Source organism: Ruegeria sp. BB1 (assembly GCF_056539465.1).
Genome location: NZ_JBQFVB010000004.1, coordinates 152107 through 171228 on the forward strand (window position 1 = coordinate 152107; position 19122 = coordinate 171228).

At 52.9% G+C, this 19122-nt stretch carries 20 protein-coding genes and 1 pseudogene; 10 read left to right on the forward strand and 11 right to left on the reverse strand.

Annotation, left to right across the window (positions count from 1 at the left end):
* The first annotated feature begins 28 nt into the window (after positions 1 to 28).
* Entirely contained in the window at positions 29 to 436 is a 408-nt protein-coding gene (locus ACR0AL_RS11645; RefSeq protein ID WP_170350246.1) for a (R)-mandelonitrile lyase, read from the forward strand.
* A 173-nt stretch (positions 437 to 609) separates the two neighbouring features.
* Here the strand turns inward: ACR0AL_RS11645 and ACR0AL_RS11650 are convergent, their stop codons facing one another.
* The 3 genes from ACR0AL_RS11650 to ACR0AL_RS11660 form a co-directional block, all read right to left on the reverse strand.
* Positions 610 to 822, reverse strand: coding sequence for a hypothetical protein (locus ACR0AL_RS11650; RefSeq protein WP_480663125.1), 213 nt, complete (start codon positions 820 to 822; stop codon positions 610 to 612).
* 506 nt (positions 823 to 1328) lie between these two features.
* Entirely contained in the window at positions 1329 to 1682 is a 354-nt protein-coding gene (locus tag ACR0AL_RS11655; RefSeq protein ID WP_480663127.1) for a putative quinol monooxygenase, read from the reverse strand.
* Positions 1683 to 1778: 96 nt separating this feature from the next.
* A complete protein-coding gene (locus tag ACR0AL_RS11660) occupies positions 1779 to 2540 on the reverse strand; it encodes an IclR family transcriptional regulator (RefSeq protein WP_170397014.1) in 762 nt (253 codons plus the stop codon).
* Positions 2541 to 2610: 70 nt separating this feature from the next.
* On the opposite strand from ACR0AL_RS11660, the gene ACR0AL_RS11665 reads away from it, so the two are divergent.
* The 3 genes from ACR0AL_RS11665 to ACR0AL_RS11675 are packed head-to-tail and all read left to right on the forward strand — an operon-like array spanning position 2611 to position 4796.
* Positions 2611 to 3966 carry a selenium-binding family protein gene (locus tag ACR0AL_RS11665; RefSeq protein ID WP_170377337.1) on the forward strand — a complete coding sequence of 452 codons (1356 nt, stop codon included), beginning with the start codon at positions 2611 to 2613 and terminating at the stop codon, positions 3964 to 3966.
* Positions 3963 to 4328, forward strand: a complete 366-nt coding sequence (locus ACR0AL_RS11670) for a 2Fe-2S iron-sulfur cluster-binding protein (RefSeq protein WP_170377340.1) — start codon at positions 3963 to 3965, stop codon at positions 4326 to 4328. Before ACR0AL_RS11665 ends, ACR0AL_RS11670 begins: the two co-directional genes overlap by 4 nt.
* Before the next feature lie 3 nt (positions 4329 to 4331).
* Positions 4332 to 4796 (forward strand): CoA-binding protein, encoded by a 465-nt coding sequence (locus tag ACR0AL_RS11675; protein ID WP_480663129.1) that lies wholly within the window; start codon positions 4332 to 4334, stop codon positions 4794 to 4796.
* Between the two features lie 417 nt (positions 4797 to 5213).
* Here ACR0AL_RS11675 and ACR0AL_RS11680 read toward each other — a convergent pair whose 3' ends face one another.
* From ACR0AL_RS11680 to ACR0AL_RS11700, 5 genes are all read right to left on the reverse strand, one after another.
* Positions 5214 to 6110 (reverse strand): NAD(P)-dependent oxidoreductase, encoded by an 897-nt coding sequence (locus tag ACR0AL_RS11680; RefSeq protein WP_480663131.1) that lies wholly within the window; start codon positions 6108 to 6110, stop codon positions 5214 to 5216.
* A 348-nt stretch (positions 6111 to 6458) separates the two neighbouring features.
* Positions 6459 to 7496 (reverse strand): TRAP transporter substrate-binding protein, encoded by a 1038-nt coding sequence (locus ACR0AL_RS11685; RefSeq protein ID WP_170350253.1) that lies wholly within the window; start codon positions 7494 to 7496, stop codon positions 6459 to 6461.
* Between the two features lie 67 nt (positions 7497 to 7563).
* Complete coding sequence (locus ACR0AL_RS11690) at positions 7564 to 8892, reverse strand: TRAP transporter large permease (protein WP_170350254.1); 1329 nt, start codon at positions 8890 to 8892, stop codon at positions 7564 to 7566.
* On the reverse strand, positions 8889 to 9449 hold the full coding sequence (locus tag ACR0AL_RS11695) for a TRAP transporter small permease subunit (RefSeq protein WP_170362787.1): 561 nt from the start codon (positions 9447 to 9449) through the stop codon (positions 8889 to 8891). Before ACR0AL_RS11695 ends, ACR0AL_RS11690 begins: the two co-directional genes overlap by 4 nt.
* A 1284-nt stretch (positions 9450 to 10733) precedes the next feature.
* On the reverse strand, positions 10734 to 11633 hold the full coding sequence (locus ACR0AL_RS11700) for a LysR family transcriptional regulator (RefSeq protein ID WP_480647909.1): 900 nt from the start codon (positions 11631 to 11633) through the stop codon (positions 10734 to 10736).
* Between the two features lie 116 nt (positions 11634 to 11749).
* On the opposite strand from ACR0AL_RS11700, the gene ACR0AL_RS11705 reads away from it, so the two are divergent.
* The 4 genes and pseudogenes from ACR0AL_RS11705 (at position 11750) to ACR0AL_RS11720 (ending at position 14253) form a co-directional block, all read left to right on the forward strand.
* Entirely contained in the window at positions 11750 to 12304 is a 555-nt protein-coding gene (locus tag ACR0AL_RS11705; protein ID WP_170350256.1) for an NAD(P)H-dependent oxidoreductase, read from the forward strand.
* Between the two features lie 34 nt (positions 12305 to 12338).
* Positions 12339 to 13076 (forward strand): SDR family NAD(P)-dependent oxidoreductase, encoded by a 738-nt coding sequence (locus ACR0AL_RS11710; RefSeq protein WP_480663132.1) that lies wholly within the window; start codon positions 12339 to 12341, stop codon positions 13074 to 13076.
* Positions 13077 to 13501: 425 nt separating this feature from the next.
* Positions 13502 to 13705: pseudogene (locus tag ACR0AL_RS11715) on the forward strand (integrase); the annotation flags it as partial.
* An 11-nt stretch (positions 13706 to 13716) separates the two neighbouring features.
* Positions 13717 to 14253 (forward strand): adenylate/guanylate cyclase domain-containing protein, encoded by a 537-nt coding sequence (locus tag ACR0AL_RS11720; protein WP_480663134.1) that lies wholly within the window; start codon positions 13717 to 13719, stop codon positions 14251 to 14253.
* A 199-nt stretch (positions 14254 to 14452) separates the two neighbouring features.
* Here the strand turns inward: ACR0AL_RS11720 and ACR0AL_RS11725 are convergent, their stop codons facing one another.
* The 3 genes from ACR0AL_RS11725 to ACR0AL_RS11735 form a co-directional block, all read right to left on the reverse strand.
* Positions 14453 to 14860 (reverse strand): universal stress protein, encoded by a 408-nt coding sequence (locus ACR0AL_RS11725; RefSeq protein ID WP_170397468.1) that lies wholly within the window; start codon positions 14858 to 14860, stop codon positions 14453 to 14455.
* 60 nt (positions 14861 to 14920) lie between these two features.
* Positions 14921 to 15370: a phasin family protein gene (locus ACR0AL_RS11730; RefSeq protein ID WP_480663136.1), complete on the reverse strand. Its 450-nt coding sequence runs from the start codon at positions 15368 to 15370 to the stop codon at positions 14921 to 14923.
* 131 nt (positions 15371 to 15501) lie between these two features.
* A complete protein-coding gene (locus ACR0AL_RS11735; protein ID WP_480663138.1) occupies positions 15502 to 15972 on the reverse strand; it encodes a c-type cytochrome in 471 nt (156 codons plus the stop codon).
* A gap of 263 nt (positions 15973 to 16235) precedes the next feature.
* Here ACR0AL_RS11735 and ACR0AL_RS11740 point away from each other — a divergent pair, with 263 nt between their 5' ends.
* Both ACR0AL_RS11740 and ACR0AL_RS11745 read left to right on the forward strand, forming a co-directional pair.
* The gene (locus ACR0AL_RS11740; protein WP_170550711.1) at positions 16236 to 17456 is read left to right on the forward strand and encodes an APC family permease; all 1221 of its coding nucleotides are present in this window, start codon (positions 16236 to 16238) and stop codon (positions 17454 to 17456) included.
* A 48-nt stretch (positions 17457 to 17504) separates the two neighbouring features.
* Positions 17505 to 19121, forward strand: a complete 1617-nt coding sequence (locus tag ACR0AL_RS11745) for an MFS transporter (protein ID WP_170550713.1) — start codon at positions 17505 to 17507, stop codon at positions 19119 to 19121.
* The last annotated feature ends 1 nt before the right edge of the window (position 19122 follow it).

Genomic DNA, 19122 nt, shown 5'->3' on the forward strand with positions numbered 1-19122 from the left:
CAAGAGCAGCGCATCGAAGGAGCACATCATGGAGATTCACCGCGCCGGGGACCGGCCCTCTCAATTTCCCGGCAATGAGTATTTCACCGGTACGGTCCGCTTTGATCCCGTTGTAACAGGGAATGATCCCTCGCCGGTCAAGATCCTTACGGTGACTTTTGAGCCCGGCGCACGGACAGCTTGGCACACGCACCCTGCCGGTCAAACGCTGCATGTTTTGTCGGGCTTGGGCCTGGCTGGGTCTGAGGGGCAGCCAGTGCAGGTGTTGCGCCCTGGCGATACGGTGTGGTTCGCGCCAGGAGAGCGGCATTGGCACGGCGCGTCGCCTGACTGTGCGATGACCCATCTGGCTGTGCAGACCTCTGTTGAAGGCAAGACTGCGGATTGGATGGAGCATGTCTCAGACGAGGATTACAGCGCAGCCCGCGCAGAATGAAGCGTTGGAGCCCTACCGAGCAAGTCGCAGCAGAGTAACCCCTTCTACGCCCATTCAAAGAGGGGTTAACGGATTTTTTCATCTCGTGACAGGCGCGGCCCTCGTTTCGTCCCTGAGAGGCCCGCACAGCGCGTTTTCACTTTTCTGGATTTCTGGCCCCCTCAGCCACCCATTTACCCTGCAAAATCCCATCGCTGCAGAACGTCTCTCGTCCGTGCCATTTTCTGCGCGTTGGCCACAACCTCATGCGATCCGTCGCGCACCGCCTCATCGAACAGAAAAGGCTCCTCGTACCCACATGCATTGCAGGCAGCCTTCTCACCCGTAACCACCGTATCCAGCGATCCGCATTCCGGGCATCGTGCCTGGACGTCATCGTTGAACATATCACGACCTCTCCTTCCTTTACCGATTGCCAGAACCGGGTCCCCCCGCCAGCATCGCTGATTGGCGCATCCGCTTGAACTCGTCTGGGGTGACGGTTCCGCTGCTGACATCGATACCTTTTGGGATCCGAGCTCTCTTGTGTCCGATCGCGCGAACGCTGCCTCTTGTAATCTCCAGACAGGTCGACCCGTAGCATGTCAGCCCGCTTGTGTTGATTTGGATGGCAGTCTGACCGTTCGCGTCAGTGACCAATGGAGCCTGTGTAGGTGGGCTGCACGCTGAAACCAGCAACGCGAACCCAAAATAAATCCATCTGTTCATACGAAATTCCCTTTTTCTCTGAAATAGGCTGGCAGCTGTTCAGTCAAATCTGTCGGGTGTCAGCTTCCAGCGCATCGAAGACGCTCTCGAAAAATCATCGCATGATCGCATCGAGTCCAAAGCGGACCAGCACCAAAACCCGTAATGTTCTCGCACGGGCGAAAATTTCAAACGTTGGTCAATTTTACCATAGTAGCAGGCTTGCTTTTTGCGCCTCGAAACCTTTTGGCGTCGGAAAAAGCGAGCGCATCCTGGCAACAAGTTCGATCTCACCATCCAGCATCTTTCGGACAGTGTTCAACCAGTTATTGAAGGTTTCAGATTCCCAATGATCTTGGACCGCGGCTTCGTTCCTGAACACTTCGTAGAAATAGAAACGATTTGGGTTTGTTTCATCCACCATAATATGAAACTGGAAAACTTCGGGTTCTTCACTGACAACATTTTGCGCTTGGAAGATGCTGGCGTCCAAAAAGGGCTGCCGATACTCAGGTTTTACGTTGATCACGAAGAACCCACCAAACATTGCATTGTCCATATTTGTCTCCTTCATTGACCTAAAAGCGGCGAAGGTCGCAAAACACACCCGTCCTGCTGGATGACGTTTTCCTACAGCACTGCGATACCCATGAACCTAAGCGGGTATCCTTTCTTTATCTGCTTCACCCCATCCTAGCGCGCGTGCAAGTTCGTGTGACATTGTGGTAAGTGTATGGCCAATCTTTTCTCGCTTCGAAGGTGTAAACACCCGAAGAGACGCGGTAGCGCCGATTGAAAGCGTCGCACCAACACCTGTCTTAGTCAGCGTTGTTGCGACAGAACTGATCCCGCGCTCGAGCTCTTCAACACATACGGCATACCCTTTGGCTCGAATGACATCGAGTTCCGCGGCCAGATCCTTAGGGTCTGTAATCGTGCGATCTGTGTACCGCTTAAGCTGCCCATCCAATCGGTCTTGAGACAGCAGCTCAGGCGACACGGCGGCGATTGCCTTGGCGCAAGAGCACGCGTGCATTGGTCGTTTGCCCATACCTGGATGAAGAAAAGACACGCCCGTCTGCGGTGTCTCCACATGAATAATCTCAACCCAATGGCCCCGTAGCCGAGACAAGAAGAACGCAGCGCCATAGTCATTCGCGGCGCCAGAGAGGACAGGCGCAATCACCTGCAAAAGAGCGGGATCAGAGTGATCGCTCAACGTGATACGCTTTAGCCTAATCCCAATCGCGAACTCACCGCGGGTTGGTGTTTCAAGGAGGCCGGACAAAACAAGGTCTTGAACCAGCCTGTAGGCCGTCGGTTTAGGTATATCGGACTGGGCACAGATATCCGCTACGGACGCACGTCCTTTTTGACCCACGATTTCCAAAATCAGCGCTAATCGTTCGAGATGCATTTTTCTCACTTTATGATAACTAAGTTTTCGATATACGATACAATTTAGGGAATCAAGGGAGGAGCACACGATGGATGGACAATGCTGTGGACCGGGCTTCAAGAGTCCGCAAGAAGCCATCAAAGCCCCCCGAGAAAAGCTACTCTACACGATCGCCATCTACACCGGGACAGGGATCCAGAAACCTGATTACCTTGCTACTGTGGATGTCGACCCTGACAGCCCGACCTATTCTCAGGTAATCAATAGGCTGGAAATGCCGGGGATTGGGGACGAGCTTCACCACATGGGGTGGAACGCCTGTTCGTCCTGTCACGACGACGGCTCTATGTCCCGCAAATACCTGATCCTGCCAGGCGTACGCTCTAACAACCTTCACATCGTTGATACAGCCACTGACCCGCGTGCGCCGCGGTTGCATAAGGTCATCGACGGAGCCGAGATTAAGGCCAAGGCAGATTTATCGGGCCCGCATACGGTGCATTGTTTGGGCTCGGAAATCATCATTTCCTTCCTTGGAAATGCCAAGGGTGAAGCTCCTGGAGGCTATCTGCATCTCGACAAAGAGTTCAACATCGTCGGTCGCTGGGAAACCTCGATGGGCGATATCAAGTTTGGCTACGATTTCTGGTACCAACCGCGCCACAACGTGATGGTCAGTTCCGAATGGGCTGCGCCCAATACCTTCATGCCGGGCTTCGATCTGGAAGAAGTGGGCCATCTGAAATATGGGCGGGAGCTGCATTTTTGGGATTTCGAAAAGCGCGAACCGGTCGAAAGCTTCTATTTGGGTGAAGACGGGCTTTTGCCACTGGAAGTCAAGTTCCACCATGACCCCGACAGCACGCATGGGTTCTGTGGCGCAGCTCTTTCGACCAATGTGATCCATTGGTGGCAAGACGATGCTAAAAAGTGGCGGTGGGAAAAGATCATCGACGTGGAAAACGAGATGCACCCCGAATGGCCGATCCCGTTGCCGGGGGTTATGTCGGCGATCCTGATCTCGATGGACGACAAATACTTGTACCTGAACAATTGGCTGCATGGAGATATGCGCCAGTATGACATCACCGACCCGCATAATCCCAAGCTGACCGGCCAAGTGTTTATGGGGGGCCTTTTGGGTAAAGCTCCGATCGTTAACGGGGTCGAGGTCGCGGGTGGTCCGCAAATGTTCCAGCTCTCTCTCGACGGACGAAGGCTTTATGTCACGACCTCGCTGTTTTCGACTTGGGATAACCAGTTCTATCCCGAGATCCGCGAAAAGGGCGGGGTTATGGTGATGATCGATTGCGACCCTGAAAACGGTGGTATGAAGATCAACGAGGATTTCATTGTGGACTTTGGCAAAGAACCGAATGGTCCGTCGCGCTGTCACGAGAGCCGGTATCCGGGCGGTGATTGCACAAGCGACATCTGGCTATGACTATGTATACCGTGACGATCGCGAACAGAGATGGCGCGCAATACTGTGTGGATGCGCGGCGTCCACTTCTGGAAACGCTGAGAGAACAGGGCGTCGACTTGCCTTTTGGGTGCAAGTATGGCGGCTGCATTACCTGCGCGGCAAAACTAAAGACTGGCGCGATCGATCAACGCCGACAGGTTGCGCTGAATAACCGGCAAATCGCGAACGGCTATGTGATCCTTTGCGTGGCACGTCCAACATCCGACATCACGCTTGAGATAGGGGTCGAGAGCCATGACAAGCTGTACCGCAATCCGTTTCTCGACCCACTCAAACCCCACGAACTCAAGGCTGACATTGCGACGCCGAAGGAAGGTTAACCGATGCAAGAAGCAGATATTGATCGCATCTACGATTACGACCCCAAGTACCTAGCCGACATCCTGCAGTCGGTCAAAACCATTGCAATGGTGGGGGCTAGCGCGGACAAAACAAAATTCAGTTATGGCGTTCTGCGACAGCTCAGTGAAATCGGCTATGATATTGTACCGGTGAATCCTAACCCGAATGTTTCGGAAATTAGAGGACTCAAGGTCTACAACTCGCTAGAAGAGATCGACAAACATGTTGATATGGTTGACGTCTTCCGCCCAAAGGAAGAGTTATATGGCTTTGCCGAGGAGGCTATCGCAATCGGGGCAAAAGTTCTTTGGGGTCAAATCGGTGTGTACGACGACCAAGCAGCGCAACTCGCCGAAGCGGCGGGCCTTAAAGTCGTGATGAACCGATGCCCCAAGATTGAACTCTTCCGCCCTTTTTGGAAGCCGCGCCTGGACCTAAAGATATGATGGAAATTCGATTGGTAGCGGCCTCCTCAGCTTCCAATGAGGGTGCCAATTGAGATTTTGTGCTTACGGAAGAGAAGACAAGTAATCCTGTCACTCTACACAACCGCCTAGTCTAAAACCAAAAATGTCCGATTTGTTTGGAGAACCAAAGGCCGCTTTGTCCGCAGTGCGGTTTAGCCAGACGTGCTTTGGTTTCAATTGTCGCTTCTGGCCGACGATCCGGCCGTTGTTCCAGGTCGGGCAAAGAGTGCGAATGGCAGGTAAGTCTGGGTTTCCATAACTGATCCTCCGCTCCGCTATGCACGCCCACAACGACAACCCGACGATGACGAGGGACGATAACAGGATGCTGCACCGCCTCCAAGGCCGGTCTGAGCCCAAAGCAGAAATCGCGGTTTGCTCTATCGTTGTGATAACTTATTGCTTTTGCGCAAGGACGTCTATTATCGCAGTGAGAGCCTTGTCTTCAAGCCCTTGATCTATACCCAATTGCGCCATCTCAACAAACAGTCGGGGCAATTCATCCCGGGCGCCAAGAGCCTCAAAACTAGCGAGAACATCTTCCAAAGCTGCGGCGTAAGTACTCATCGAAGCTGGTGGGTTGTCATAGGTGGCTTGAGGCGCTGTCGCAGCAAAGTAGTCGTAATAGGGTTTCATCATTCCCATAGATATGGGCACAAGATCTGAGAAGGTTTGCATGGGGATACCTGCCTTCTTCGCTGCCAGCGCTCCGTAAATCATTCCCCACATGAAACCTTGGCGAACTGTAAAAAGTCCCGCAAAGAGTGCAGCCAGCATTCCAGCTTGGCCACCCACATGGACAGAGCTTCCGCCCAAATTTCTAATGATTGGACCGTGGATCTTCCACTGTTCTTCGGTTCCAACGACCGACAGTACGGTATCCTTATCTCCGATCATATGCGGATAAGCATTGATGATGCCAACCATCCACGAGGCGCCAGCGTTTTCCACGAGTTGCGCTAAGTCTTCAGCATCCTCTGCGCCTCCAGTTGAGAGTTCGATTATGGTCTTGTTGGGCAGCGAATTAGCCGCATTGGACAAGAGTTCTATTGTCTGCGGGTGCGATTTTACGCAGGTAATCGTTACAGGACTGGCAGATATCGCCTCAGAAACAGTGGCCGCCACAGTTGCTCCTTCGGAACCAAGAGCGGTCGCTTTCTCGGGTGTCCTATTCCAAACAGTTACAGATCGGCCTGCTTTCATTTGAGCTCGGGCAAGCGCTGTACCCATGGACCCAAGACCTATTACTGAAATGTCCGTCATGCTGAACTCCTCCCAAATAACCAATTGCAAACAACGGCGCGGTTTTGTCTCGCCGAAGTGCCAACGGGGCGACCAATCAGATCACCGTACTTGGAAAACGGCTCGCTATACTAAGGTTTTCTGAACAGGTCTTTTGGGAAACGGGTGCTTCACAGTCGCATCACCATTGACCGATGGTCAGGCACTAACTACCGCACTCTCGCCGAGTGGTGAAAACTCGGCGCGGCATTTTAGACAATTCTACTGGCCTGACTGACACTGATTGCAACTTGCATGGCAACGCCTTCAGTTAGAAAATGCTCCGATATTTAATCTGGCTGCCACAATACTAAAAAAGGAATTTGAAGTGGCCCCTGTCAGAGGCCACTTCTAAGCGTATCACTCAAAGTTGTACGGCGCACCGGCTTGGTTGATCACACTGTTGTATTCTCGGAAAATTCCAACGATTTTCTCATGCACTTCGCCTTCCTGGGCAATTTCTTCCCAGAACTCTTTGGCTGCATTCTCGACCTCGGCCCATTCGGACGCTGGCACTGATCGCAATTCCAGCTTATCGCCATTTGCGCGCAGTGCCGCTTCTCCGCCCCAATACCATTGATTGCGATAGGTGTGACCTGCTTCGATACCCGCCATCACGATGGATTTGAGGTGATCCGGTAGCTCTGCCCAACGCTCCTGGTTTGCAAACCAAGATCCGATCCACGCACCCGAGATGTTGTTGGTCAGGAAATAGTCCGTCACATCAGCCCAACCAACCGTGTAGTCCTCGGTAATGCCGGACCACGCCATGCCGTCAAGCTCTCCGGTCTGTACGGCGACTTCCGCGTCTTCGTAGGGAATGTTCACCGGCACGACGCCAAACTTGGCGAGGAACCGACCAGCAGTTGGGAAGGTGTAGAGTTTTAGCCCATCCAGATCAGCAACCGATGTAATTTCCTTCTTTGTGTTGAAGTTGCACGGGTCTTGCCCAGCTGCAGACAACCACTGAACACCAACTTTGGCATACTCGTCGCGCCAAATATCCGCCAACCCGTATTGATTGAACAAAACCGGCACGTCGAGAATGTGCTTTGTCGCGAAGGGAAAGTACCCGCCAAAGACGCGAAGCGGTGTCGGTGACGCCATCGAGTCATCGTCCGAATGAACCCCGTCGATTGTTCCGCGCTGAAGCGCTTGGAACAGCTCGCCCGTGGGTACAATCTGATCTGCGAAGAACAGCTCGATTTCCAGCTCGCCGTTGGCATTGGCGTTGATGTAGTCAATTGCAGGCTTGGTCACATGCTCGCCCAACGCACCTCCGGCATAGGTCTGGAACCGCCATTTGATGGGGGCCTGCGCCTTTACAATAGCCGGTGCAGCAAGCGTCGCGGGCGCGGCCAAAGCGGCGGTCCGCAAAAATCTACGTCTTGTAGTCATGGTCTTCCTCTCCTGTGCTTTTCATTGAACTTGATCCGGTTAACCCGGTTTCTCGTTCTTTACGTGCTCAGTTTCCGTAGACGATGCCCGGAAGCCACAATGCGATGTCTGGGAAGGCCATCACCAATCCCAAAGCCAATGCCATCACTGCTACAAACGGTATGATGGACCTGTAAATATCTCCAATCGTCACCTCTGGTGGGGCCATGGCCCGCATCAAAAACAGGTTGTACCCAAAAGGCGGAGTCATATAGGCGATCTGACATGTGATCGTGTAGAGGACACCGTACCATATCAAATCAAACCCCAGCGCACCGACCAGCGGCACGTATAACGGAGCGACGATGACCAGCATGGCGGTGTCATCCAGAAACGTACCCATAACCAGAAAGCTGAGCTGCATCAGGATCAGGATGATCCACGGGTTCAGGCCCAGCTGCACCGTAAACAGGTTTTCGATCGCCTTGACCGCGCCCAGCCCGTCAAAAACCGCGCCGAAGGCAAGGGCCGCAAGGATGATCCACATAAACATGCAGGTAATTCCAAGCGTCTGTTTGATCGAGGTCTCAAAGACCTGCCACGTCATGCGGCGTTTCAGAACCGCCGCCATCAAGGCCGCGATTGCCCCCAAGGCTGAGCTTTCGACCAGTGAGGTCCAGCCATTCACGAAGGGCACCATCATCACCGCAAAGATGCCTATGGGCAGCAGACCAGCCCCCAGCAGGCGGAGTTTTTCGCTCCAGGTGACCTGCGCGCGTTCTTCGGCGCTCATCACAGGGCCGAGCGATGGGTTCAGGCGACAGCGGATGGCGATGTAGATGATGAACAGCGTGGCCATCATCAACCCGGGAATAACGCCTGCCAACCAAAGCTGCCCGACCGGTTGACGGGCAATCATGGCGTAAAGGACCAACACAACGGAAGGCGGCACGAGAATTCCCAAGGATGAACCGGCCTGTATGACCCCCGTCACCATACGCTTGTCATAGTTCCGGCGCAGCAATTCGGGCAAAGCAATTGTCGCTCCAATCGCCATACCTGCAACGGACAATCCGTTCATGGCTGAGATCAGAACCATCAGACCGATTGTGCCTATAGCCAGCCCGCCGGAAAGACCGCCCATCCAGACATGGAACATACGATACAGGTCATCCGCGATCCGGGATTCCGACAAAACGTATCCCATGAAAATGAACATCGGCAGCGTAAGCAGGGGGTACCAGCGCATGACCTTGATCGCTGCCGCAAACCCCAGATCATAGCCCCCCCTGTCGCCCCACAGGAAAAAGGCGGCAATCACTGCTACGAACCCGATAGCCCCGAATACACGCTGCCCGGTTAACAGCATCAGCATCATGGTCGAGAACATGAGCGCGGCTATCAATTCATAGCTCACCCGCGGTGTCCCCCTTCAAGGTCTTCGGGGGCCATATGCACCGGCTCATCATCTTTCGGACCCATATCATGTCCTCGCAACCGCAAGATGTCTTTGAACAGTTCCGAGATTGACTGCAACAGCATCAGCAGAATGCCAACCACCATGATCGTTTTGATGGGCCAGATATAGGGGCGCCACGCGGACGAGGACCTCTCGCCGCCATATTGGAACGAGTACATCAAACTGTCCCAACCTCCCCACAATAAAAAGGCCAGATACACGATCAGAAAAAGCACCGTCAGCACGTCAACCTGGCTTTTTCGGCGGTCTGTCCATTCTCCATACAGCAGGTCCATCCGAACATTCGCACCCATCTGCATCGCATAAGGACCGCCAAGGATGTAGTAAGCGACCATGGCAAACTGTGCCATTTCAAGGGTCCAGAGCGAGGGGACAAAGAAGGTCTTGGACACAGAGGAATACAGCAGGATCGCCATCATAAGAAAAATGCCATACATGATGACCCGCCCAATCGTCCTGTTGGCACGATCCACAAATCTGACATAGGCCTTCATCACATCTGTCACGAAGCCGCCTTTACATAATGTGATTTGTCATGTGAGCCAGCGTAGAGCGAAAATTTCTCCGAGCGACTAAGAACTAACATCCCGCATTCGCGCGGAAAACCGCTATAAAATTCACGCATGTTGAGCTCTACCCCAATACTTTCCCTCTTCATCAGAGCGACATGTCGGATAGCTGTCAAGTTGGTACCAGGCATAATTGGCTGATTAAGGTGATGGTTCTAGAGCTTCATGGCAAACCTATTGTTGCAAGTCGCCCTTACTTGCTACTTTTTCATTTCGATGGATGCACTTTTTTGTGTGAGAACAAACCTTTCAGAGCGACAAAAACAGAGAATTTGGCGCGAAGGAGCGTAATTTAACATTTCATTCAAATACGACCTTTATTTGAGATCGAAACCGAACCTGGGGAGGCCAACAATCTTCCAGATGAGATGCCTAAGGTCCTTAGTGATTTTGTGACGTCCTAGGGGCGCCTGCAATTGAAGTTGTATCTTCTTGCCGAGTAACAGTTATAGCTATCGACAAATCGCTGCGCGGCCCATCCTTACCTAAATGAATGTTCATCAGATAATACCAGTGGCAGCAGTGCCCGCAGTTCGAGAGTTCGGCAAGCCTCCTTTTTCGCTAGTGCAGCGAATGGCGGCAAAGCGAGCTGCGACCGCAGCATCTCGGTTGGTGGCTGGAGGTCGGCTCTGGGCCGAACGCTAAGGCAGGGTATTCTGCTGATCAATCACGCCCAAGTAACACACACTGCGCCGGTTTCCAGGTTGCGAAGAGGCTCATTGGCTTACTGTTTTACGTCGACTTGAAGCGCTTGAACCGTCGAAACACTCTAAAAGCGCAAAAATCTCAAGGTGTTGAATTCAATGGCAGGCGAGTCTCAATAATTCAGTCCCATTATTTACGTACTCCGACAATTCTTGTCGGATCACCTTAATGGTGAGACTGCGGTTCCAACAAAATCAGCTACTTAGAGTTTTCAATTTTTGAGACTCCAGAATCCGAGATTTTCTAACCAAACAAATAAAAAGCAGTCCTTCATTTAACGCGCGGAGAACGACTGCACTGAGCCCATCCTGTGAATTTGATTTTCTCGCTGCGTACGCTCGCAGCACAGACTTTGCCGCGTGCGCATCATCTTGTGCACAGCAACGCGTCTGAAGAACCGGTCGTTCCTGCGCAGCGCGGCGACAATGGATGCGCCAACTCACAGGTCGCGGACTTAGTGCTAATTCAGACGACATTGGAGTGAGCTCAATAGCGCCCTTTTGATTAAGCACCAACGCGGTTCTTTTTCAGGTGTTGAATAAAGAGGCGCAGTGGTGTCATCGAACGGTATTCCCGCGGGAAAAAGATATTGATGCCGGGGATGGAAACCCTGTTTTGGACTAAGACTTCTTCGACTAAACCGGATGCCAGTGATTCCAGATACGTGTCGCGAAACGTATAAGCTATTCCCAGCCCGCGGGCCGCCATTTCAACCGTGACCGGCGAAGAGTTTGCAATCAGGCTACCGCCCACTTCGACGGCGTACTCACCTTCAGGGCCGGTGAATGTCCAGGGGGCGAATTGGCCGGAGCTTTGGAAGCGGTAGCGCAGACAATTATGTTCCAACAAATCCCTTGGGTTTTCTGGGGTGCCATTCTCCGCAAGATACTTCGGGCTTGCCACCACAGCTGTTTGCAATGGACTTGTTAAGCAGATGGCAATCATATCCTGCGCAATCATGCCACCCATACGAAAACCAGCATGGAAGCCCTCGCCAAGCACATCCGACAAAGCATCGGTTAGCAGCAGCTCAACCTCGATCTCGGGGTATAGCTCCTGGAATGAGACCAGCGCTTCGCGAACGACCAGATGATAGGCGATCTCGGAAATCGCGAGCTTCAACGTACCGCGGGCTGAATGGCCTGCTGTAAGTGCGCTTTCAAGCCCGTCGGCAAGTTGATCAAATGCCGGGCCTGAGCTTCTCGCCAGAGCACGCCCGGCTTCTGTCAGATTGATTGACCGTGTCGTCCGGATGAACAGTGCAGTTCCAAGTCTGTCTTCTAGGTTCTTTAGCTGATGACTTACTGTGGACCGTTTGAGCCCCAGCTTTTGTGCAGCAGCACTCAGGCTGCCGTGTTGAGCAATCGCATTGAACACTTCGAGAGTGGAAAGAGGCAGGCGCATTGGTGCATCTCCTACACCATAGAGATGGTTAACAGGCATATTGTTGTCTGTGATGGAGTATATAGATTTGGCCAACAAGTAAACGCAACTCCCCGGACGGCAGAGACAAATCACCAATGAACATTCTCGTTTTGACCGCTCATCCAAACCTCAAAGCCTCATTGGTCAACCGAGTGTGGTTTGACGCCCTGTCAGATGTGGCAGGCATCACAACCCGTGACCTGATGGCCGTCGGCGGGCGGGAGATGAAATTTGATCCGGAGGTCGAACAGGCCCTGCTTCGGAATGCTGACCGTGTCGTGTTGCAGTTTCCGTTCTACTGGTACTCCTCCCCGCCCGTACTCAAGGCGTGGCTTGATCAGGTGTTGCTTGCCGGGTTTGCCTATGGCCCCGGTGGCAACCAACTAAACGGAAAAGAGCTCGTGCTTGCCGTTTCCACTGGTGGACCGGTCGAAAGCTATCGGACTGGTGCATTCAACAACTTTTCCATGTCCGAGTTTCTAACCCCCTTTCAACAGACGGCACTTATGACTGGCATGACCTATCTGCCGCCATTCGTGCTTCACAGTGCTATGAGCCGGGACCAAATCAGGCTCGAAGCAAGCGTCCCGGCGTTGATTGCGCATCTGACGGGACAACAGACCGAAGCCAGCGCCAAGTTGGTTGGATAGGCACATACCCCTCGCAAAAAATCAGGAGAAGCAAATGGAAAACCTCGAAAACAAAGTGATCCTTATCACCGGTGGTGGTACGGGAATTGGGAAAGCCACGGCATCTGCCTTTATTGCCAATGGGGCGAAGGTGGTTATTACCGGTCGCAGACAATCCGTTCTTGAAGAAGCAACTCAGAAACTTGGGCCGCAAGCCTACGCTATTGTTGGGGATGTCAGCAAAGATGGCGAACCGGCCCGAATTATCGAGGAGACCATCCGCAAATTTGGCCGGCTGGATGTTTTGGTCAACAATGCTGGAACCGGAAAGATGGGTCCACTGTCTGAAACCAGTGACCAGGATATCGAAAGCATTTACCGAACCAACGTGTTTGGACCGCTGGCTTTTGCCCGCGAGGCAACCCCCCATCTTGCCAACAATAAGGGGGCAATCATCAATATTTCTTCGGTAGTCGCGCGCGGCATGATGCCTGGCGCTGCGGTTTACGCATCGTCAAAGGCAGCTGTGGACCACGCAACCAGACTCATTGCTGCGGAACTCGGTCCAATGGGCATCCGGGTCAATGCGGTCGCACCCGGACTTACAGACACGGAAATAACGGCAGACGTAAAGTCAAATGAACAAATGCTAGGAATGATTATCGCTCAAACACCGATGGGTCGCATCGGTGAACCTGCAGACATCGCAAACGCGGTTCTTTTGCTTGCCGATAAGCGTGCCGGGTGGATCACAGGCCAGTCTGTACAAGCAGGTGGAGGGTTCCTGTTGTAAGGCGACGAGCGTGATTTTGAACATCAAGCTTCAATAAATATCCGCAGAGGGTCAAAAGCGACCCGGCAACATCTTCAACATGATGTTGTCGGGTCTTCAATGATTACAGCATGAGATTTCTTGCCGAACCAAACGATTTGCTGAGTTACACCGTCGGGATCAATATTGCGCTGCTGAAGCAACGAAAACCGCAAAGACTGATTCACTTGAATTAGCCTTTGTAGGGCAATGTACGAACTCTGCGTTTAGCGCCTCTTCAAGCGTTAAGCAGCATCTGGAAGAATGGGGCTCAGACCAGCTCAATGCACCCGCAGTGTTTCCAGAAGAACAAACAATCGGACAACGGCCATTCAAACCAACTGTAAAGCTCAGGTGTCAGCGCAGTGCTGATGTCTGGGCCTGGCGGGAGGATTGGAGGGCCCAACATGCCAAGAATTCAACTTCCCGCTGTCACCCCGAAACGAAGCGCCTGGAACAAGGGCCGGTTCATTGGCCAGAAACGACCGCTGTTGCCGAAACAGGTCTGGGCGATCCGAGCGCGGCTCGAATTGGCGGGCAACCTGCGCGATCTTACATTGTTCAACGTGGCGATTGATAGCAAGCTTCGCGGATGCGACTTGGTGAAACTGGGTTTACCACCATGTGCGAGAGCGACGCCCCTGGCGATGTCGTTGATTTCTTAAGCGGGTATCATGACAGGTTGGGCAAGGCAGTTTTCGAGAACGAAGGCACACTGGACAAATATCTGGGCGACGGGCTGATGGGGACCTTCGGGACACCAGAGCCCAGTGAGAACGACGCCAGTAACGCACTTCAATGCGCCTTTGACATACTTGAGGTATTGAGCATCTGGAATCGTGACAGGAATGCTGAAGGGCTTCCTCCGGTACGCATCGGAATTGGCATCCACTTCGGTCCTGTAATTTCTGGTGACATCGGAAACCGGCGCCGTCTTGAATACAGTGTCATCGGCGATACCGTGAACGTCGCAAGCAGGCTGGAGCAGTTGTCGCGGAACCTAAAATCTTCTTTGTTGGTTAGCGATTTGTTGATCGAGGCCATAAGTCCGACGGACAAGGCTGGGCAATCCTTAGTTAAGAGGTTGGTGTCCGCCGGAGTGCAAGATTTGAGGGGGCGACGCGGAAAGATCGGCGTTTGGATCTACCCGCTGAAGTAGTAAGTGTTTGCGCATGGCTTTGCCATTCCCCCGAATTCAACTTTCGCAATCCATTCAGTCGGACCCGCTCATTGAGCCGGTCAACGCCATCCATTTCCATATGTTCATGCAGCGTGTGACGATCGTAAAACAACTCGGGTCTGGAAAATCGACTCATCCACAACGCTTAATCGACGTGCGGCACTTACCAGAAACCGGTTCAGCGGATCACGTGGACAGAACAATTGGCGTGGTGAACGACCCGGTTTGCAGTTGACCCAATAAAAATGTTCTCGATCCCCGGCTTGTGTGAGGCCAGCACTATGCAATCGATGTCATTTTCATTTGCGAAGTCAACGATCGCGCGGCCAGCACTCCCCGAGACAAGGCGCGGTTTCGCACCCGATAGCTCCGCAGCATTCCGATGTAAGCTTTCCTGAAGTTCTTTTCGCGTATTTGCCAGAACTTCCTCGGGTATCTGAGATGCCACATATGCAGGGATCGGTTCCTGCACATGAAGCACTGTGAATTCCGCATCGGCATTCGCCAGCAAACGAGCAGCTTCAAATGAGGCCTGTGTATCGTGATCTTTGTCCAGTGCGACTGGTACCAGAATGTTTTTATACATATGAGCTACCTTCCATTGCTCCAGCTGCGATCGTTCCGACCTCTGCGGTGATACGGCTCTCTATACCGGATCGGATTTCGGAGATTTACCCGCCTTCTTAGCTGTGCTTGCAACATCATCCATTGTCTTTTCCACAGCTTCGACTTCTGTTTCCGCTGCATATGCTGCACATCGGGCAACTGTTTCGAACCATTCCTGAGCGTCAGCCACAAGGCGTTCGGCTGAGTGCTTCTGCCACTCTGCTATGGATTGCAGCGCTTTAGCCGGATCAGTCGGGTCTGCAGCAGACGCCGAGTGCGCAGCCTCCAGCGCGGTTCGCACAGCCTCGTGACGCCTCTCAAACCAATGCTGAGCAAAGGCCTCTGCCTCTTTCAGCGATTTTTCCTGCATGTCCCAGAATTGCTCAAGCTGAGCGCCCAGAAACGGATTGGCTGAAGTAGATAGCTGCATCTGCTTGAAGATATCGACAAGTGGGTTGGAGTAACTTGATTTTGGCTTCTCTTCAGGCATCGGAGATTCCTCCTCATCTCTAAATGCTGAATATTAACTGAGATCGAGGAAACTTGCCTTAATGTAAATCAACCAGCGCCGGCAAACGTGGTAGAGGTGTCCTGCAATCCTAGGGTGAACTTTGTGCCAACCTATTCGGTCTGTATAGCCTCAAGATACGCAATCACATTCGCCAGTGGCACGCCGACTATCATCGGTTGGCCGTCAGGCATGGAAATCGCTACTTTTTTATCCGAATCCAATGCTGGACCAAAAATGGGCATTTCCCCGCCATGTGCCAGCAGTGGCGCGCGACCGTCAATTTGACGCGCCACCGCCTCAGTCGGAAAAACGCCGCCATTTTGCACCGCGAGCCTCGTCAGATCAGGTGTCCTTATTGCCAGCATCTCCGCCATTGGACCATCTCCTGTGGCCTCGAAACCATGGCATTGCCAACAATAAGTTCTATAGAGATCGTGCCCAATTTGAAGGTCAATATCCTGCGCTAGTGCAGTACTTGCAGCAAATATTGACAAAAGAAGTCCGCGACAAACTAGCATCTGTTCCTCCTCCGAGATCAGCATTTCGAGTTGAAAATACGCGGTATCGAATGAATGCTTCATTGATCTCGCTCATATTCAACCTTTGAGTACCAGCTGGGAAAAACCATCACGAAACGACGGTCGCAGCATTCGGATCCGCCTCTCTGATCAGTCTTAGCGCCTGATGATATAGATCAATGCCAAATAAAGAATTACATTTCAAAGTATGAATGTTTCAGAAGAAGCTCGGCATGAGCGGTGATGAGCCCTTGGTTTATCATCGGGGTGCTTGTTTGCGGCACAGCTTCGGTAACCCGGCAATTGCCCATCAAGGAGTGAGGTGAATGCATACAGTTGATCCACCGTCCCCTAAACTCCGACGTTCTCTCACCACCCCGTTGCTTACATTATATGGGCTCGGTGTTACCGTCGGTGCGGGAATTTATGTGCTCGTCGGCGCAACCGCCGAGGCCGCGGGCCCTTATGCTGCAGTTTCGTTTCTTGTTGCAGCGCTCGTCGTTTCGCTGACGGCTTTGTCGTACGCCGAACTCGCGACACGCTATCCCGTAAGCGCGGGTGAAGCGGCATACGTTGAAGCGGGATTTCAAAGGGACTGGATGGCGGTTCTAATCGGTCTTGCCGTTGCTGCGTCTGGGATTATTTCAGCCTCCGCTGTTGCGATTGGGGCGGCCTCATACCTTCACACCCTGACGGGGCTTGGCACCGCATTGCTTACGATCGGCGTTGTGTCGGTCATGGGGCTGATTGCAATCTGGGGCATTACACAATCGGTATTTGTGGCAGCCGTGATCACGGTCATCGAGATCGCGGGGCTTCTTTTTGTAATTGGCTGGGGCATGTCTGTGCAGGAACCGCAAGGCCATGAAATTAGTGAGATGATTCCGGGGCTCGAGCTCAGTACCTGGCGCGGTGTTATGGCGGCATCTCTGCTGGCTTTTTTTGCCTTTGTCGGCTTTGAGGACATGGCAAACGTCGCGGAAGAGGTAAAAGACCCAACCCACACAATTCCAAAGGCTATCCTTTTGACGCTCGTTCTGGCGACGGGTTTGTATCTAGCGACCTCGATCACGGTCCTGCTCGTTGTTCCTATCGATACCTTGTCGACCTCGGCCGCCCCACTCACGCTGGTTTTCTTCGACGCACCCGAAGTAATCAAACAAGGGTTCGCCGCAGTCGCGGTCGTTGCAACAGTCAATGGCGTCTTGATCCAGATGATTATGGCGTCGCGGGTGATCTATGGTCTTGCCGACCGGGATCATCTTCCGAAAATACTGGCGACTGTCCCTCAGGTTACCCAAACACCGGTCGTTGCAACCCTGTTGGTAGTTGCGATAATTCTTCTGCTGACGCAAACTTTGCCAATCGGCATACTAGCGGAACGCACATCCCAGATCGTTTTGGGAGTGTTTGTTTTGGTCAACATCTCGCTGATATTGCTGAAGTCCCGGCCAGGGACAACTCGGGAACATTTCCGCGTACCTCTTGTTGTACCAATCCTTGGGGTGCTGACCAGCGCTCTGCTTTTTGGTGCCGGATTTCTCTGAGAGGAAAACCGACAGCACAGGGTCACCAGAACGGGGTCCGACTGACGCATGAACACTGACCGATCAACATTTGGAAGGCGGATTTCAGGCTGGTGGCACCGGACTTTCGTCGATCTGATCGCGCAATTGCAATGGTCTTACCTGCCACCATTGATGGTTTACTTTGCGGCTGGGGTTTCGGGGCTAACATCCGTCGTCGGTGCGTTTTTTCTTAAGGACTATCTGAATTTATCCGCAGCTTTTGTTGCGGGATTGGCATTCTGGGCCGGGTTGCCATGGATTCTAAAAATGCCGCTGGGTCATCTGGTTGACCTGTTCTGGCGCTGGAAATCTCTACTGATTGTCGTTGGCGCATCCTTTATCACGGCGTCATTGCTCATCATGTACAGGCTTGTGGCTGCGCCTGACCAAATGGCCGGCATTATGCCACTTGAGGATTGGTACGTCGTTGCCTTGATGTTGGCTCCTTCAGGTTATGCCATTCAGGATGTCGTTGCTGACGCCATGACAGTCGAAGCAGTGCCGCAATCGGACCGAGACGGACGCGCGTTTATTCAGGACGAAGTTCGTGCCCGGCACACCACCATGCAGACCCTCGGCAGGATTGCGATCATATCCGGGTTTGCGGGGGTCGCCGCGGTTAACATCTGGATTTTTTCGGGGGCGGAAAATCTGGAGCAAGCCGATCGTTTGGTTCTCTACGGTCGGGTCTATCTCATTGCCCTGGCTATCCCACTGTTGTCTGTCAGTGGAGTGGTTCTTCACGCTCTGATACAGCGTCGCCTCGTTCGTCGAGGACACCTTCTGCACAAACCAGATCAAACCACCGAAGTCAGGTGGCCGATACTGCTGGGCGGACTTGCGTTTGTTGTTCTCAGCATAGTGTTGGGAACCGCAAATTTTGCCTTCGCGCAAGAGACCGTTTTTGCGGTGTCGCTCACGGTCATTCTCTACCTCATGTCGCGTTTGCTGAGAGAGCTGGAGTCGAAACAGGCCAAAGTTCTGATCGGGACAGCAACTATCATTTTCGTTTTTCGAGCAGTTCCCTTGCCAGGACCGGGCCTGACCTGGTTCGAGATCGACGAGCTTGGGTTTGACGAACAGTTCCTGGCCATTCTAGCGCTTCTGACCTCACTACTTGCTCTGCTTGGTCTGATTATCCTCAGGCCGTTTATGGCAAGTCGTTCGATTGCGCAGGTTGTAGTGTTACTCACGATTGCCGCCGGAGTGCTGTCCCTGCCAAACCTTGCCTTGTACTACGGGGTGCATGAATGGACGGCCGCGCGCACAGGTGGGGTCGTGGATGCAAGGTTTATCGCCATTCTTGACACAGCCGTTGAGTCACCGCTGGGTCAAATCGCGATGGTCCCAATGTTGGCTTGGATCGCGCGCAACGCCCCAACACATCTGAAGGCTACCTTTTTTGCGGTCATGGCTTCGTTCACCAACATGGCATTGTCAGCAAGCAGTCTCGGTACAAAATACCTGAATCAGATCTTTACCGTTACCCGCGCGGTTACCGATCCCAGAACGGGTACCGTTGCCTCCGTCGCTGACTATAGCCACTTGGGGAACTTGCTGATTACCGTGGGCTTGATCTCTGTCATCATCCCACTGGCTGTGGTTTTTTTGGTGCAAAACTCGCCTTATCAGACGCGCGATTGAA